General features: G+C 39.5%; 17 protein-coding genes and 1 pseudogene. 9 read left to right on the top strand and 9 right to left on the bottom strand.

Going from position 1 to position 16,328, the window contains the following annotated elements:
- The first annotated feature begins 53 nt into the window (after positions 1–53).
- The gene (locus tag PT287_RS04785; protein WP_277133058.1) at positions 54–1,664 is read left to right on the top strand and encodes an ABC transporter substrate-binding protein/permease; all 1,611 of its coding nucleotides are present in this window, start codon (positions 54–56) and stop codon (positions 1,662–1,664) included.
- A gap of 23 nt (positions 1,665–1,687) precedes the next feature.
- Positions 1,688–2,842, top strand: a complete 1,155-nt coding sequence (locus PT287_RS04780) for an ArgE/DapE family deacylase (protein WP_277133056.1) — start codon at positions 1,688–1,690, stop codon at positions 2,840–2,842.
- 30 nt (positions 2,843–2,872) lie between these two features.
- Here PT287_RS04780 and PT287_RS04775 read toward each other — a convergent pair whose 3' ends face one another.
- Together PT287_RS04775 and PT287_RS04770 are read right to left on the bottom strand one after the other, a co-directional pair.
- Positions 2,873–3,106: a GNAT family protein gene (locus tag PT287_RS04775; protein WP_277133054.1), complete on the bottom strand. Its 234-nt coding sequence runs from the start codon at positions 3,104–3,106 to the stop codon at positions 2,873–2,875.
- A 185-nt stretch (positions 3,107–3,291) separates the two neighbouring features.
- Entirely contained in the window at positions 3,292–3,546 is a 255-nt protein-coding gene (locus tag PT287_RS04770) for an AbrB family transcriptional regulator (RefSeq protein ID WP_277133052.1), read from the bottom strand.
- Between the two features lie 419 nt (positions 3,547–3,965).
- On the opposite strand from PT287_RS04770, the gene PT287_RS04765 reads away from it, so the two are divergent.
- Both PT287_RS04765 and PT287_RS04760 read left to right on the top strand, forming a co-directional pair.
- Complete coding sequence (locus PT287_RS04765; RefSeq protein WP_277133050.1) at positions 3,966–5,585, top strand: ABC transporter substrate-binding protein/permease; 1,620 nt, start codon at positions 3,966–3,968, stop codon at positions 5,583–5,585.
- Positions 5,585–6,334, top strand: a complete 750-nt coding sequence (locus PT287_RS04760) for an amino acid ABC transporter ATP-binding protein (RefSeq protein WP_277133049.1) — start codon at positions 5,585–5,587, stop codon at positions 6,332–6,334. Before PT287_RS04765 ends, PT287_RS04760 begins: the two co-directional genes overlap by 1 nt.
- 48 nt (positions 6,335–6,382) lie before the next feature.
- Here the strand turns inward: PT287_RS04760 and PT287_RS04755 are convergent, their stop codons facing one another.
- From PT287_RS04755 to PT287_RS04745, 3 genes and pseudogenes are all read right to left on the bottom strand, one after another.
- Positions 6,383–7,135, bottom strand: coding sequence for a helix-turn-helix domain-containing protein (locus tag PT287_RS04755; RefSeq protein WP_277133047.1), 753 nt, complete (start codon positions 7,133–7,135; stop codon positions 6,383–6,385).
- 517 nt (positions 7,136–7,652) lie between these two features.
- Positions 7,653–7,895: pseudogene (locus PT287_RS04750) on the bottom strand (AAA family ATPase); the annotation flags it as partial.
- A gap of 75 nt (positions 7,896–7,970) precedes the next feature.
- Positions 7,971–9,359 (bottom strand): MFS transporter, encoded by a 1,389-nt coding sequence (locus tag PT287_RS04745; protein WP_277133045.1) that lies wholly within the window; start codon positions 9,357–9,359, stop codon positions 7,971–7,973.
- 126 nt (positions 9,360–9,485) lie between these two features.
- Between PT287_RS04745 and PT287_RS04740 the strand changes: the two genes are divergently transcribed.
- Both PT287_RS04740 and PT287_RS04735 read left to right on the top strand, forming a co-directional pair.
- Positions 9,486–9,950 (top strand): MarR family transcriptional regulator, encoded by a 465-nt coding sequence (locus PT287_RS04740; protein ID WP_277133043.1) that lies wholly within the window; start codon positions 9,486–9,488, stop codon positions 9,948–9,950.
- Positions 9,951–9,963: 13 nt separating this feature from the next.
- Positions 9,964–10,815, top strand: a complete 852-nt coding sequence (locus PT287_RS04735) for an aldo/keto reductase (RefSeq protein WP_277133041.1) — start codon at positions 9,964–9,966, stop codon at positions 10,813–10,815.
- Positions 10,816–10,923: 108 nt separating this feature from the next.
- On the opposite strand, the gene PT287_RS04730 is transcribed toward PT287_RS04735, so the two are convergent.
- The 3 genes from PT287_RS04730 to PT287_RS04720 form a co-directional block, all read right to left on the bottom strand.
- Positions 10,924–11,838 (bottom strand): HNH endonuclease signature motif containing protein, encoded by a 915-nt coding sequence (locus PT287_RS04730; RefSeq protein WP_277133039.1) that lies wholly within the window; start codon positions 11,836–11,838, stop codon positions 10,924–10,926.
- A gap of 112 nt (positions 11,839–11,950) precedes the next feature.
- Positions 11,951–12,091 carry a hypothetical protein gene (locus PT287_RS04725; RefSeq protein WP_090094091.1) on the bottom strand — a complete coding sequence of 47 codons (141 nt, stop codon included), beginning with the start codon at positions 12,089–12,091 and terminating at the stop codon, positions 11,951–11,953.
- Between the two features lie 270 nt (positions 12,092–12,361).
- Positions 12,362–12,766, bottom strand: a complete 405-nt coding sequence (locus tag PT287_RS04720) for an iron-sulfur cluster biosynthesis family protein (RefSeq protein WP_277133033.1) — start codon at positions 12,764–12,766, stop codon at positions 12,362–12,364.
- A 184-nt stretch (positions 12,767–12,950) separates the two neighbouring features.
- Between PT287_RS04720 and PT287_RS04715 the strand changes: the two genes are divergently transcribed.
- The 3 genes from PT287_RS04715 (at position 12,951) to htpX (ending at position 15,634) form a co-directional block, all read left to right on the top strand.
- A complete protein-coding gene (locus PT287_RS04715; protein ID WP_277133032.1) occupies positions 12,951–14,051 on the top strand; it encodes an SLC13 family permease in 1,101 nt (366 codons plus the stop codon).
- 106 nt (positions 14,052–14,157) lie between these two features.
- Positions 14,158–14,718 carry a LemA family protein gene (locus tag PT287_RS04710; RefSeq protein ID WP_277133031.1) on the top strand — a complete coding sequence of 187 codons (561 nt, stop codon included), beginning with the start codon at positions 14,158–14,160 and terminating at the stop codon, positions 14,716–14,718.
- A 19-nt stretch (positions 14,719–14,737) separates the two neighbouring features.
- Positions 14,738–15,634: a zinc metalloprotease HtpX gene (gene htpX / locus PT287_RS04705; RefSeq protein ID WP_277133030.1), complete on the top strand. Its 897-nt coding sequence runs from the start codon at positions 14,738–14,740 to the stop codon at positions 15,632–15,634.
- A gap of 57 nt (positions 15,635–15,691) precedes the next feature.
- On the opposite strand, the gene thiE is transcribed toward htpX, so the two are convergent.
- Positions 15,692–16,321, bottom strand: a complete 630-nt coding sequence (gene thiE, locus PT287_RS04700) for a thiamine phosphate synthase (protein WP_277133027.1) — start codon at positions 16,319–16,321, stop codon at positions 15,692–15,694.
- Positions 16,322–16,328 lie beyond the last annotated feature (7 nt).

Raw genomic sequence — 16,328 nt, 5'->3', positions numbered from 1 at the left:
TTACGCTTTTTATTGTATTGGCTTTATTTGAAAAATATTTGGAGGTTTTCAAAATGAAGTCAAGATACAAGTGGTTAACCGCAATTTTTGCAGTTCTAATCGGTTTTACTATCAGTGCATTTTTCAATATACCCTCAGTCCAAGCAGCTAAAAAAGACGATGGGGTATTAAAAGTCGCAATGGAAGCTAACTACTCGCCCAACAATTGGACCCAAACCACTTCGGCTAATGGTGCCGTCCCAATTGACGGCTCACATACCTATGCTAACGGCTATGATGTCAAAATTGCCAAAATCATTGGTAAAAAGTTGCATCGTAAAGTGGTCGTACTTAAGACTGAATGGGATGGATTACTCCCCTCATTAACTAGTGGCAAGGCCGACTTAATTATTGCCGGAATGAGTCCAACTCCTGAACGTGCTAAAGCGATTAACTTCACCAATGCTTATTGGAGCGGCATTTTTGTCGTAATTACTAAGAAGACTAGCAGATTCGCCAACGCCAAGAAGCTAACAGACTTTAAGGGTGCAAAATTGACCTCACAGCAAGGTACTTTCCACTATAAATTAATTAATCAATTGCCCGGAGTTAAGAAGGAACCTGCCATGAGTGACTTCTCCGCAATGCGGCAAAGTCTGGTTTCTGGAACAATCGACGGGTATATCGCTGACTCAACTGAGGCCATTTCGTTCAAAATGGTTGATCCTGATATTACGGCAGTAAAGCTTAATCCGATGCATGGTTTCCATGTCACCAAAGAACAGATGGTTTCTTCAATTGGTGTTGCCAAGTCTAATCCCAAGCTGCTTAAAGACGTCAACCAAATCTTAGCAGGGATTCCTACTAAAAAACGCCAAGAATTAATGACGGCAGCTATTAAAGAACAACCTAAGACCACTTCGAAAAAGGGTAAAAATGGTAAACCAGAGCCGTGGCTCATCTCCATGCTCAAGCAATACGGCGGCATGATTATGAGCGGGATTGGCATGACCTTATTACTAGCTGCTGTCGGAACAGTTGCTGGTTTCCTAATTGGTTTAGTCGTTGGAATTGTCCGCACAATTCCTGAACCCACCACTCGCGGCAAGCGTTGGGGCTTGAAATTTATTAATTGGCTCCTGTCAGTTTATATCGAAGTCTTTCGGGGCACGCCAATGATGGTTCAGGCAGCCGTAATTTACTACGGCATTGCGCAATTCTGGCATCTTAACATTGACAGAACTGCCGCTGCCTTAATCATTGTTTCGATTAATACCGGTGCATATTTAGCCGAAATTATCCGCGGCGGGATTATTTCCACTCCCGATGGTCAGTTCGAGGCAGCCAGTGCACTGGGGATGACTCATAGCCAAAGAATGTGGCACATTATCCTGCCGCAGGCAATCAGAAATTGTCTCCCTTCAATTACCAACGAGTTTATTGTAAATATCAAGGATACTTCAGTTTTGAGCATTATCTCTGTTTCTGAATTATTCTTCGTTGGTTCCACAATTGCCAGTCAAAGTTTCAAATTCTTCCCAACTTACCTGACAATTTCCGCAATTTACCTGATTTTAACCTTTACTATCACGCGGATTTTCAACTTGATTGAAAAACACCTCGATGGCAGTCAGAATTACAATTTAATGGCCAATCAGATTCAAGTTGGCACGCAAGACAAATAATTATTTAATTGATAGGAATTACTATGGATAGACAAAGACAAATTAAGTTATTACAAGATTTAATCCAAATAGAAACCATTGACGACCATGAAAAAAAGGTTGTTGACTACGTTGAACAGTTATTCGCACCCTTTGGCGACCGCGTTCGCATAACACGTGTTCCCTATCAGGGTGATCGCGAAAGTGCTGTCATCTCAATTGGCCCCACTGACGGCAATTTCAAGCTCGGCTTTTCCGGTCACATGGATGTGGTTAACCTTGGCAATCGTGCAGCTTGGCGCGATGATCCATTTTCCGGCAAATTGTACGATCATAACACCAAAATGTACGGCCGGGGCACGACAGATATGAAGAGCGGCTTAGCGGGGATGATTGGCACGCTCATCACTCTACTCGAAGACAACGTGCCTTTAACAGGGGAATTACGTTTATTAATGTCTGTTGGTGAAGAAACTGGGCAGTGGGGCGCTGAAGAATTAACTAGGGAAGGCTTTATTGACGATTTAAACGTTATTGTCATCGGTGAAGACTCCAACCTTGATATTTCTTATTCCAATAATGGCGACATTGATTACACTGTCACCTCTTACGGCAAAGTCGCTCACTCTGCGCAATTAAATGTCCTCAACGCCATTGATAACATGACTGATTTTATCCAATTAGCCAACCAAAAATTACGGCATTTGCCACTGGTCCATGAAAAGTTAGGTCCTGTTCTGCACAACATCACGATGATTTCTGGCGGTGACCAAGTTAACAGTATGCCTGATAAAATTGTTGCTCGCGGAAACATTCGCATTAACCCGTTCTACACGGTTAAAGACATCCAAACGATTTTAGAAGATGTAATCAATGAAGTTAATCAAATGCCACAGCACCATTTTGAATTGCAGTACGATTATTTAGGCGAGGCTGTTTCTGGTGATGCAAACAATGAGTACGTGCAGGCAGCTCAGGAATTACTCGCAGACGTTTTAGAGCGACCAGTTAATTTGGTAACCGAATCAGGCACCACCGACGCCTCTAAGTTTGTCAATAGCCCAACAGCACCAACAATGTTTAGCATTGGACCGGGCAATGACAGCTGCCATCAAATCGACGAGTACGTTGATATTCCCGACTACTTAGCGGCATGCAAGTTCTATCTAAAATTTGCGCAAAAATATTTAACTGAATAATTTTAAACATAAAAAAGGCACCGTTCTCGATTAAGAAGAATGGTGCTTTTTAACTGGGGTAAAACCTAAGTGCTGGTAGACTTTTTGCGCACGCACGCTAAATTTGGCAACGTCTAAAATAAGCTCTATTATTGCAAGTTTACTTGTTACAAAGGCTAATATTTGTCGCAGAAATTCCTGCCCTTTTCCTTGCCCTGTTAAATTCGGCTTCATGCCCAGACCTAATTCATAAACACCCTGATTTTTATCTGCTGGCTCAATCACAAAAAGCCGATTAGCCTGTTATCAGCAAGTACCTGATAATAATTATTTCCCCGCAACCTTGGCATAATGATTTCCTCATAATCTTCTGGATCAGCAGTCATATTATCTAGCCCAGTGTCCTTTCTTTAATCCATTCTGCTAATCCAAGCATTACTTCTTCAGTTTCATTATCAGTAAAAGTTATTTCATAAATTCTTTAATCTTTCCATTAATGGCTGATGCTTTTTATATTGCTTTTCTATATATTTCATTAAATTTGGGTCAGCTTCTTCAATTTTGGTAAAAGTTATTTGTCTCCCATCTGGCGAAATAGTCTTTTTAAAACGTGTATTACTATCTGCATGAAGAAATTCTTTGTCTTGCTTCAAAACACGAAAAACCCATGAATTTCCTGTTTTAAACAACTTTGTTTCTTTAGTTAAATCAGCTGGATTTTGCATACATATTTCTCCTTTTATCTTGTATATAAATATTACAAAATTGTACTTACGCATTCAACTTTTCCCATTATCTATAAATAAATAGTTGACAAAGCAATCTTTTTAGCCTATGCTTTTAGTCAAGTTAAATAATTTCCAATGCAATAGAGGTCGCGATAATCACGAATTCAGTCGGAGCTGGCAAAGAGCTAAGATGGCTGATGTAAGGATTACCGCCGAAACGAAAACAATACTTGTCCGATTATTTTTGTTGGGACGCAGAAGCAAATTCTGCGGACTGTCTCGGTTTCCCCGGGGAGCGCTATATGATTTGTCTAAATATGATCAATTATAACCTCGTTGTCTTGAGAGACGATGAGGTTTTTATTTACGCTTTTTATTGTGTTGGCTTTATTTGAAACGTTTTTGGAGGTTTTAAAATGAAGTCAAAAAACAAATGGTTATCTGCATTCATTGCTATTTTGCTCAGCTTAACAATTGGATTTAGTTTCAATACTCGTCAAGCTGCAGCCAAAGACAACAATGTTCTAAAAGTCGCCATGGAAGCTAACTACCAGCCATACAATTGGACTCAAACTAACAACGCTAATGGCGCTGTTCCAATTGATGGCTCGCACACTTTTGCCAATGGTTACGATGTCAAAATCGCCAAAATCATCGGACAAAAATTGCACCGTAAAGTAGTTGTGGTTAAGACGGAATGGGATGGGCTATTACCCGCTTTAACTAGTGGCAAGGCTGATTTAATTATCGCCGGAATGAGTCCAACTGCTGAACGTGAAAAAGCAATCAACTTTTCTAATCCTTATCGTCGGAGCACATTCGTTGTCATCACTAAGGTTGGCAGCAAGTACGCTACTGCCAAAAAGTTGTCTGACTTTAAGGGCGCTAAATTAACAGCTCAACAAGGAACTTTCCACTACCAATTAATTAAGCAATTGACTGGCGCTAAACGTCAACCTGCTATGCGTGACTTCGCTGCCATGCGGCAAAGTTTAATTTCAGGCACAATTGACGGTTATGTAGCCGAAGATACCGAAGCAACTTCATTTAAATTGGTTGACCCAGATATTAAAGCTATTCCTGTCAGCAAAATGCCTGGTTTCCACGCCACTAAAGAAGAATCAGTTACTTCAATTGGGATTGCCAAGCCTAACAAGCAGCTGCTCAAGCAAGTTAACCAAATTTTAGCAACAATTTCTAATGCTCAACGAGTTAAGTTAATGAACACTGCCGTTAAACAGCAACCAAAGACCGACAATTCTAAGAGCAAAACTGGAAAGCCAGAAAACTGGTTCGTTTCCATGTGGAAGCAATACGGCGGCATGATTATTAGTGGTATCGGGATGACACTACTACTAGCATCAGTTGGTACCATTGCCGGATTCTTTATTGGTTTAATAGTTGGTATCATCCGGACAATCCCTACCCCAACTACTCGCGGTAAACGTTGGGGCTTAAAGTTCATCGATTGGCTATTATCCGTTTATATCGAAATCTTCCGGGGCACACCAATGATGGTTCAAGCAGCTGTAATTTACTATGGGATTGCCCAATTCTGGCACCTTAATATCGACAGAACTGCAGCTGCATTAGTCATTGTTTCCATTAATACTGGTGCATATTTAGCCGAAATTATCCGCGGCGGGATTATCTCAACACCAGAAGGACAATTTGAAGCTGCCAGTGCTCTAGGGATGACTCATAATCAGAGAATGTGGCATATTATTCTGCCGCAAGCTATTAGAAACTGTCTGCCATCAATCACTAACGAATTTATCGTTAACATCAAGGATACTTCAGTTTTAAGTATCATTTCTGTTTCTGAATTGTTCTTTGTTGGGACCACGATTGCTAGTCAAACGTTTAAGTTCTTCCCAACTTACCTAACAATTTCTGTAATCTATCTAATTCTGACCTTTACAATTACTAGAATTTTCAACCTAATTGAAAAGCATCTGGAAGGCAGTAAGAACTATAATTTGATGGCCAATCAAGTTCAAGTTGGCCCAACTGAAAAGACGGAGGTTAACAAATAATGACACAAGCAAACAGTACAATTTTAAGTTTAAAGCACATTCAAAAGTCTTTTGGTAATCACCAAGTATTAAAGGACATTTCTTTTAATATTAAAAAAGGAGAAATTGCTACAATTATCGGGCCTTCTGGCGGTGGTAAATCAACTACTTTACGCTGCATTAACATGCTAGAGGAGCCTAGTGCTGGTGAAATTGATTTCCACGGTGAAAATGTACTAGCTCCCGGCTACAACCGGAATATCTACCGGGCCAAAGTCGGCATGGTTTTCCAGCAATTTGACTTATTTGAAAACAAAGATGTCTTAGCCAACTGCATGGTTGGTCAAGAGCTGGTCTTGAAACGTTCCAAAGAAGAAGCCCGCAAAGTTGCCATCAGCAACCTTAAAAAAGTCGGCATGGCGGAATACATTAATGCTCGCCCTAAGCAATTGTCCGGTGGTCAGCAACAACGGGTCGCAATTGCCCGCGCGATTTCAATGGATCCGGAGATTTTACTATTCGATGAGCCAACTAGTGCCCTTGATCCAGAAATGGTCGGCGAAGTACTTAGCGTTATGAAGGACTTAGCCACTACCGGATTAACGATGATTATTGTTACTCACGAAATGGCCTTTGCCCGCGATGTTTCCGATCAAGTCTTCTTCATCAGCGATGGCGTAATTACCGAGCAAGGTAGTCCTGACCAATTACTTAACCATCCACAAAACGAAAAAACTGTTAAGTTCTTACGTAACTTCCAAAATAATTAAAAATAATCATAAAAAGAACCAACTTACTAACAAGTTGGTTCTTTTTGATTAATTAAATGGCCACCACGGGAAATTTTTATTCACTCTTAATGCAGTAGACGCATGCTCTGGTCCTGTTGATTCTTTAAATGGCGTATAATCATCCGGTATTGTTTCACGCATTTGTAGAGGTATCTCACTCTTTTTAACTAAGCGAGCTGCATATACATATGAGCCCTTATGCATGACATAAGCCCAGCGGTGCTTTAAGTCGTATTCTCCAGTAGAAAACTTTAACCACGAACCATGACTAAAAGCGTCGTCAGTAACATACGCATCCACTTTTTGTGGAACTTTAAGCCAAACCTTCTTCTCGGTTTTACCACGTTGCTCGATTCCACGTTCTTTTTTCACTTCGACTTTATCCGGCAAAACAGCATAACCATACTTCGTTTCTAAAAATGGGTTAAAGCGGTCAATCCACTCCATTTGATTTGCCCGACCATAGCCTAAAACGCAAAGCCATATTAAAATCACGGTAAAGATACTGCCAATAATTATCAAATACCGGCGGTATCTCCGCTTATCATTTACATCCGAACTAATTTTCTTAACCATTGCGTTATTGTCTCCTTTCAATAAAGTGTCAAGCGGAACAGCCAACAGGTCACTTAGTTCTACCAAAGTGTCCAAATTAGGATAGCTCAAAGAATTTTCCCAGCGTGACAACGTTTGGCGCGTTACATGTAACTTATCTGCCAACTGCTGCTGCGTTAAATTCATTTCTTGCCTTTTTTCACGTAAAACATGCGCTAATTCCATTTGCACTTTACTTCCTTTCTAAACAATAACTTAACAATATCTGCCGCAAAAGTAACGCAATTATCATGTTACATCGGCGCCAGAAGCGGCTTAATCAATAATATTATCTTAAATGATGTTAATTAAAAAGAGCCAACTTACTAACAAGTCGGTTTTAATGATTGTACACTAAATCCTGTTGATGAATACCTTGTGGTATTATGTTAACAAGATATTTTTGTACAAAAAAGAGGCCCCAGCCGCCACTTAAAAAGATTGGAGTTTTGACTATGACCTCTATTGATAACTATTCAACTAAACTTTTGCTTAATATTAAAGACAATAACCTCACTTTTTCTGCTACTTATTTAGCTGCCGATCAAGTTACTAGGGTTTTAGTCGCTGAACTCAAGCTCCCTTTAACTGCTTGTCCCACTTGTCAAACTCCCTTAGTTCACAATGGGCACTATCAGTCATTAATTCATTATCACTCTTATGATGCTTCACAGCCAATCCAGATTGAACTGCACAAACAACGCTGGCTTTGCCGTGCAATAATTTCTGCTAAAGTCGTCTTGCCAACACCTGGCGGGCTCCAAAAAATCATTGAAGATAATTGCTGGCTCTCAATCATCTCACGTAATATTTTCCCATTGCCAAGCAATTGCTCTTGCCCCACAAATTGTGCCCAATTTTTAGGCCGAACACGACTAGCTAAAGGAGTATTATTTTCACTACTTGTAACTAATGAGCCTTGCTTCGTTACTCCATCTTCTTTTATAAATTCTATTTTTCAAAACCTATTATACAAGTTTTTGAAGAATATTTTTAAAGTTATCAGCTAAGTTAACGTAACTTATTGCCGTTTTACAATTACTCTGCCCCAGACAACTGTGATTAAACTGATTACACAAAGAACAGCTAAAATGCCATAATCCAGCTTACTACCTAATGCAGTAGATGCAGCTAAACTACCACCATGTGATTGAGTAGTAGCAATTACAGCTGATAAAACACTAGTACCGAATGAACCCGCATACTGCTGCGTTGTGTTAAATAATGAATTTAAAGCCGCGTTTTCCTGACGAGTAATCTGCAAACTAGCGTCTGATAACGTGTTGCTAAAACCCAAATTAAAGCCGCCTCGCATTAAAATATAGATTATGCCAATAGTTAAAGTAGTAATAAAACCCGTAGTTCCGAAAAAGAGTAATGATCCCGTTAGCATAATTAAGCTTGACCACAACATTGAACTAAAGGCTTGTCCATGATCGAATATTTTACCAGCAAGAGGCGAAACAAACGCTCCCACCAATGCACCCGGCAGTAATAATAAGCCAGCAATAAACGAGCTCTGATGCAAACAATCTTCAACAAAAATAGGAATAACAAATGAAATACCAATATTGATAAATGCTAAAATAAAGTAGTTAACCCACCTTAAAGCAACCAATGGTTGTTTCAACAAGCGAAAGTTCAAAATTTTACGTGATGAGCGGTGCAAATGCCAAGCTAAGACAAGCGCAATTACGACAGAAACTAATAGCAAACCAATAAAGCTAAAACTAGTAAAACCAAATTTACCAGCATTGGTAAAAGCTGTACTTAAACTGCCAAGCATCATCGTTAATAATAAGACCCCAAGCCAGTCAAACTTTTGTAATGTGCCTTGAGGCGCTAAATGAATATATTTTTCACCCATAATTGCAGTGATAATTAAAATAGCCAGTGCTACAATAAAAATCCCTCGCCAAGACCAAAAAGAAGTTAATGTGCCGCCGTAAGTTGGACCCAAGGCCGGCGCAAAAGAAATCACCATCTCACTAAATCCCATATAACTGCCCCTCTTAGATTGCGGAACTAAAGTCAGTACTAAATTAAACAGTAAGGGTGTTGAGATTCCTGTAGAAACAGCTTGTAATAAGCGACCACTAATCAGCGCAACGAAGTTCTGCGCACTTGCACAAATAATCGTTCCCACTAAATTGAACGTAATCGCAGCCGTAAACAGATTATGAGCATTAAATCTTTGATTAAGATAACCGGTGGTGCTCATAATAACTGCAACCGTTAGTAAGTAACCAGATGTTACCCACTGGACCGTTCCTAAAGATACATGTAATTCTTTAGCCAAAGTTGGAAAGGTTACATTAAGTGAGGTTTCAACCAAAATCCCTAAGAATGACAACATTGCTGCTGCAATAATTGCCAGCTTAGTCTGTTTATCAATATCTTTATTTACCATATTGTTTGACATCCTTTCTAGTAATTTATAAAATTAAAAGCAGATAGTTTCCTGGGAAATTATTTACTTAATAAGTTTACTACTAATCATTTGTGATGCAACTATTTAAATTTATAAAGGAATACTATGACTAAATATCAACAAATTTTAGCTAAATATTATCATCTGCTAGCTTTAGACAACAATGAAGATCAAGAAAAGAAATGGTTAGTTGCTCAAGATTACCTTGCCCAAAATTTAAGCACCGTACACTTTCATATCTTATCGTATTTATTAGCTACGCCTCACGCAACAGCGACCGAAATTCGTGCACACTTAGGCGTACTGCGCGGAACACTCTCTAAACGCTTAACCACTTTAATTAAAAAAGGTTTGGTTGTCGCTAATCAAGATCAAGCAGACGCCCGCAGCAAGCACTATACCTTAACTCCAGCTGGTATCCAGCTAGCACAGTTACATAATCAACTACTGCAAAAAAAGGATCAACAATTAGGACATGTACTTGATCGTTTTACTAACGAAGAATTATCAACCATTGATCATTTCTTATCCGATCTAGTAACTGCTGAAGAAAATATTAATTATCATTAGAAAGGCAAATAAAATGAATATTCCTACATTTACTCTAAGAGATGGACTACAATTACCCGTAATTGGCTTTGGTACTTCTGGCATTAAGGGCAAGGCCGGCATCCAAACATTAACTGCCGCAATTAACAACGGATATCGCCTAATTGATACTGCCTACAATTATGAAAGCGAAGGCACGATTGGCCAAGCCATTCAGCAGAGCAGCATTAACCGTAACGACCTAGTGATTTCATCCAAATTACCGGGACGCTACCAGTCATATCAAGCAGCATTAACTACCATTGAAGAGTCCCTTTATCGCTTGCACTTAGACTACTTCGACCTCTATTTGATTCATTGGCCTAATCCTATGCGCGACGAATATGTTTCTGCATGGCAAGCACTACTAGAAGCTAAAAAGCGGGGGCTAGTTCAGGCTTGCGGAGTTTCAAACTTCCTGCCAGAATATCTTGACCGCTTACAAAAAGAAACAGGTGAATTACCAGAAGTTAATCAAGTCGAATTGCACCCCCTTTTTAGTCAAAAAGAGCAGCGCCAATACGATCAAAAGCACCAAATTCTAACTGAAGCGTGGAGTCCATTAGGCGGTATTGGTATGGGACTTAGTCAACCCATTCGGCAATTGCCTTTAATCAAACAGTTGGGGCAAAAGTACCATAAAGATGGCAGTCAAATAATCTTACGCTGGGAATATCAGTTGGGAGTGTTACCTCTACCATTAGCTCATAGCTCTCAACACCAATTAGCTAACCTTGATATTTTTGACTTTAATTTAACGTCAGCAGAAGTTGCTCAAATTACCACTCTAGATCAAAATAATGCCCGGGTTTCTGGTCAAGATCCGAAAACGCACCTAGAGCTATAATTACTATATTTCTTTCTGTTCCATTAAAAAAAGCAGCTCAATATGAGTTGTCTTTTTATCCTGTCTAATTATTTAAATCTACTATCAAAATTTTTTACTTTTGTTCTCTTAAATAATAGCATTATCTTTCTGTTCTTCGGCTAGTTTCCAGCCTGTCATAAAATGCTGCTCGCGTAACAACCGCAATTCATCATAATCACTCTTGAGACTATCAATCGCGTCCTGCAATTTCTTATTTTGCTTACGCATCATATTTAATTCTGGATCATTAACGACACCCTTAAGATGCATTGTTGCCGCCAATTTACGTCGCCGTTCATTAAACTCACCTTGCAATGTCGCCAGTGCATTCTCATACTTAACTAATTTCTGGTTAACCGGCTTAATTTCATCATTTAGCTTAATAAACAAAGTATACGGCATATTAGACTTAATTTTATTACACTCTTTACATGACAATATCAAATTATCTAAGTCATTATTATGTGAGAGTGATACCGGATTCTTGTGGTCAACACTGCGCCCGCGCCGACCACAATATTGGCAGCGATAATGATACTTGGCCCGAATCCGCTCGCGGTCAATATAATCAACTTCATTTAATTGAAAATTAACCTTCAAACCCAATTCTTCTAGGTTCTCTGCAAAGGTTAAATCCATCCGCGGCACGAAGCTGTTTTCACCAGTTTCACTGGCAATAATGGCGGCATTAAAATCATGACGGGACAATTGTTGCTGGGCCAAGCTATTGCCGTCATAATCCTGAATAAAGGCTTCATAACGCTTACGACTTTCCTTTTTAGCAACTAGGAAGTCAGCGGCAGTTTTAGTATCTCGCCCCTCAAACGTATAGAGCAGCCCTTGAGCAAAAATCTGCACTGCCGAATTAGCAAAGTCACTGGCGTCTTGCCCTCTTTGCAGACAAATATCACAGATGCTCGTTAATTTAGGATTCATCAACCCCTGCTTTTTAAAATGTACCGAATTAATGCGTAAGCCGCAGCTGCTGCACTGAAATTTCACGTTGCCATTCTCCTTTAAGTTAAAGTTACTACTCCAATTTTACTCAATTTACAGCAAGAAAAAAAGGTAGATTACAAGTCGTAGTCTACCTTTTTATTTTGTTATTATCAGACTATTTGTTTTCGTCTGCTTTAGCCTTGTTCAAGAAAGCAACAACTGCTGCAACGTGAGCAACACGCTTCTTGCCGTTCTTCTTGTTCTTAGGTCTTTGGTTTGGTTCACAACCAGTGTTGTAATTTTCACCTTTACGCATAGTACTATACTTCCTTTCAGATTTTCGAAAATCTTATTTAGTTTACCACGAAAAGCCCTAGGATTCAAGACTAGCAATTGGCTAACGCCGCCTTACTCAATTTCTGCTTCTTTAAAGTACTGCATAATTTTCGGTAAAATCGCCAGCATATAAATTAGGGTAACTATTCCCGTAACAATAGAAATCAAATAGCTCTACCGACCGTTCTGAAATAGCAATCAAAAAAGCGCCCCACATTTCAAGGACACTTTACTTAATCATTCAAATTTACTAGCAGGTTTTGCCTTCCTGCAAATCCTTAGCTGTTATGTCTGATGGTCGAAATTCATTAATTGAAACCGCACCATCAATCACGCCGCTATCGTCGGCCAAGCTCAATGTGGCATTCTTTTCAGATACAACTAAATTATTATCCAAATATTGCATTTCTGCAGGACTCGTAAATAAATTTAATCCAACATTATTATTGATAATAATTGAAAATTCAGGGTCTGTTTGATCCAAAATCACAAATTGAAAATTAGCCCCAATCGTACAGGTACCGCCGACTTTAGAATACTGATTAGAACCATCATTTAGCGCCAATAACACAACTTGGCCTTCCTTAACATGACTCTTAATTCTTACAGCAGCTTCAGGCTTGATATTCATTTCAATTGTTTCGGCATTATTCATTATAAATCCCCCTTATTTTTCCTACTTACTAAAGTATAGCTTGTGTGCATAAAAGAAAGCAAAATTCCTGCTTAGTAAATTGACATTTTCGTAGTCAAAAATTTATCATTGCACACAACGAAAAAAAAGCTCAAAATAGAAGTAATAACTATAGATGATTATAACTTGCGAAAGGGGACATTTTATGACCGTCTTAAGAAAAATTTTTAGTGATAAAATCTTGCAGATTACTGCTGTAGTCACTATTGTAAGTCTTTTTTTTGCTAGACCGCGGCTTGGGGATATTAACTTACATACAATATTTTCAGTCGCCGCGATGCTAATTATCATCCAAATCTACGCGTACTTGCACGTTCTCGACGTGCTCGCGTACAAATTAACCAGTATCGCTGACAATACGCGCAAACTGAATATTCTATTCACTCTTTTAGCAATTATTGCCGGAATGTTTCTAGGCAATGATATAACAGCATTAACACTAATTCCGCTTTATTTAAATATTGCTAAAAGGTACGACTTACCGCAAATTTTACCGGTTACGTTAATTGGAATGGGCGCTAACATCGGGGCCGCATTTACGCCTTGGGGCAACCCGCACAATATTTTTCTTGTTAGCAAATATTCGGTTAACGCTTTGACCTTCTTCTCATGGTCACTGCCATACTTGCTCAGTTCACTAGTGATTACATTTATCATTTTTCACTTTATTCCACGCAAGCAAATTCCAGTTCAAGAAACAAAACAAATCAATATCAACATTCGACCAACTGTAATTACGACCGTTGTGTTCGCCTTCTTCTTTTTAGGTGTCTTCAAAGTGGTCAACGTTGCATGGCCAATGCTAGCTGCAATCATTCTTGCCTTTTTAATCAACCCACGAATTTTACTTAAGGTTGATTTCGCATTGCTGCTGACTTTTACCTGCTTTTTTATCTTTATTAGCGATATTCAGCAGATTCCAATCATTGTCATGATTATTCACACAATGATTAATTCAGAAAGCTCAACTTACTTCACATCGATTTTATCCAGCCAAATCATCAGCAACGTGCCGGCCACAATCCTTGTTGGTAAGTTTACGCCATACGCTAAAGCGCTGTTCTTAGGCACAAATATCGGTGGTTTTGGCTCACCTATCGGCTCAATGGCCAATATGTTGGTGCTTAAGACTTTCATTCAAAACGGAACTGTCTCAAGAAACGAATTCTTCAAAAAATGGACAGTTATGCAATTTATCGGTTTACTAATCCTAACAATCATTGGTTGGCTACTATTGCTCGTTTAACATACTTTACTTATCTGAATCAGGATGTTGTGCAGCATCCTTTTTTTGTATCCAAAAAATAAATAATCAGTTATAATTAAATAGTATATATAAGGAGGTTCAACCTATGCCATCATTAACTTGGATAATTTTAATTATCGTTATCTTATTAATCGGAATTTATATTGCTATTTATAACGGCCTACAAAAAGCCAAGGTATACACTGACGAATCTTGGAGCCAAATCGACGTGCAATTGAAGCGGCGTAATGACCTAATTCCTAACTTAGTTGAAACTACTAAGGGCTACGCTAAACATGAAAAGGAAACGTTAGAAAACGTTGTGGAATTGCGCAACCAATTAACTAACATCCCTCAAGATGACCGGGCCCAAACTTTAAAGGTTTCTAACCAAATTTCTGATGCCTTGAAGTCAATTTTTGCTTTACAAGAAAACTACCCTGACTTAAAGGCCAACCAAAACTTCCTGAAATTGCAAGAAGAACTGACCAACACTGAGAACAAGATTGCTTACTCACGCCAACTTTACAATTCATCGGCAGCCCTTTATGATCAAAAGTTGCTAACTTTCCCATCAAATATTATTGCCAGCATTCATGGCTTTAAGAAGGTTGACTACTTACAAGCTAGTGAAGCCGAGAAAGAAGCACCTAAGGTTAAATTTTAAATATTAGGGCAAAATCATTATGTTATTTCAACAAATTGCTCGCAATAAGCGCAAAACCGGCATCATCATGGTCTTATTTGCCGTAATTTTAGCTCTTGTTGGTGCTGGATTAGGCTACATTTTCAGTGATAGCCCATGGAGCGGAATGATTATTGCGCTGGTTATCAGCGTCCTTTACCTGTTTTTGGTCATGCGTGATCCCGCAAATATGGTAATGAGCTTAAATCATGCCAGTGAAATTCACGAACAAGATAACCCCGAATTGTGGCACGTTGTCCAAGACATGGCCATGGTTGGCCGTGTACCTATGCCCCGCGTTTTTATCATCAATGACCCCAGCCCCAACGCCTTTGCGACAGGGCGTGATCCCGACCACAGCGCTGTCGCCGTAACTCAAGGATTACTTGATATGATGAACCGCGAGGAGCTGGAAGGCGTCCTAGGCCACGAGATTTCTCACATTCGCAACTACGACATTAGGTTATCTACGGTTGCGGCTGTCCTTGTCGGCGTGATTTCCTATTTATCCGGAATCGCTAGCCGGTATATCTGGTGGTTCGACGATGACCGTGGCAGCGATAAGGATGATGATAATAACCTTGTCATTCTTTTTAAAGTTGTTGCGATTATTTTCGTACTTATCCTGGGGCCACTATGTGCTAGTCTTGCGCAAATGGCTTTATCGCGTAACCGCGAATACCTCGCTGATGCTTCATCAGTTGACCTTACTCGTAATCCGCAAGGATTGATTTCTGCTCTTGAAAAAATCGCTGGTAGTAAGCCAATGAAAAAAGCTGATCCTAGCAGCGCCGGAATGTATATTGAAGACCCACTGCGCAAAAAGCACAGTTTTACGCACTTGTTTGATAGTCATCCACCAACAGAAGACCGGATTAAACGGTTAGAAAAAATGTAATATCACAAAACGACACCTGTTCAAAAAGCAGATGTCGTTTTTTACTACGATTAACTTTTATAAAGCAGCTAAAACTGCCTGTCTTAGCTCTTGTGTTGCTTTAATTGGGTCAGCAGCCTGCATAATCGCCGATACAACAGCAACCCCTGCAACATGTGCTGGTTTAACTGCCGCAACATTATGTGCCTTTAGGCCGCCGATTGCATAAACAGGAATTGAAACATTTTGCCTAATTTGGCTTAACGTTGCTACACTTGTATGCACTGTCTTAACGTGGGTTTGTGTCGGGAAGATTGCCCCCACACCCAAGTAGTCAGCACCCTCTTTTTCTGCCTCAAGAGCTTGCGACAAAGTCTTAGTTGTTGCACCAATAATCTTATCTGTCCCTAAAATTTGGCGGGCAGCCTTGACGGGCAAATCACTTTGGCCTAAATGGACTCCCGCGGCATTAACCGCTTGAGCAATATCAAGGCGATCGTCAATAATTAACGGTAACTGATAACGATCAGTTATTTGCTTAACTGCTTGCGCCAATTCGTAATATTCACGCCCAGACAGCTGTTTTTCACGTAACTGCACCAAATCAACGCCACTTTTGCAGGCTTGCTCAATTGTAGTTAAAAATTGGCGATCAGTTAAATTAGTCCGATCGGTAACTAAATATAGTGGTCGTTTTTGTATTTTCATAATTATT

This window comes from Lactobacillus sp. ESL0679 (assembly GCF_029433515.1).
Lineage (GTDB): Bacteria > Bacillota > Bacilli > Lactobacillales > Lactobacillaceae > Lactobacillus.
This window is presented reverse-complemented; position numbering and strand designations above follow the sequence as displayed.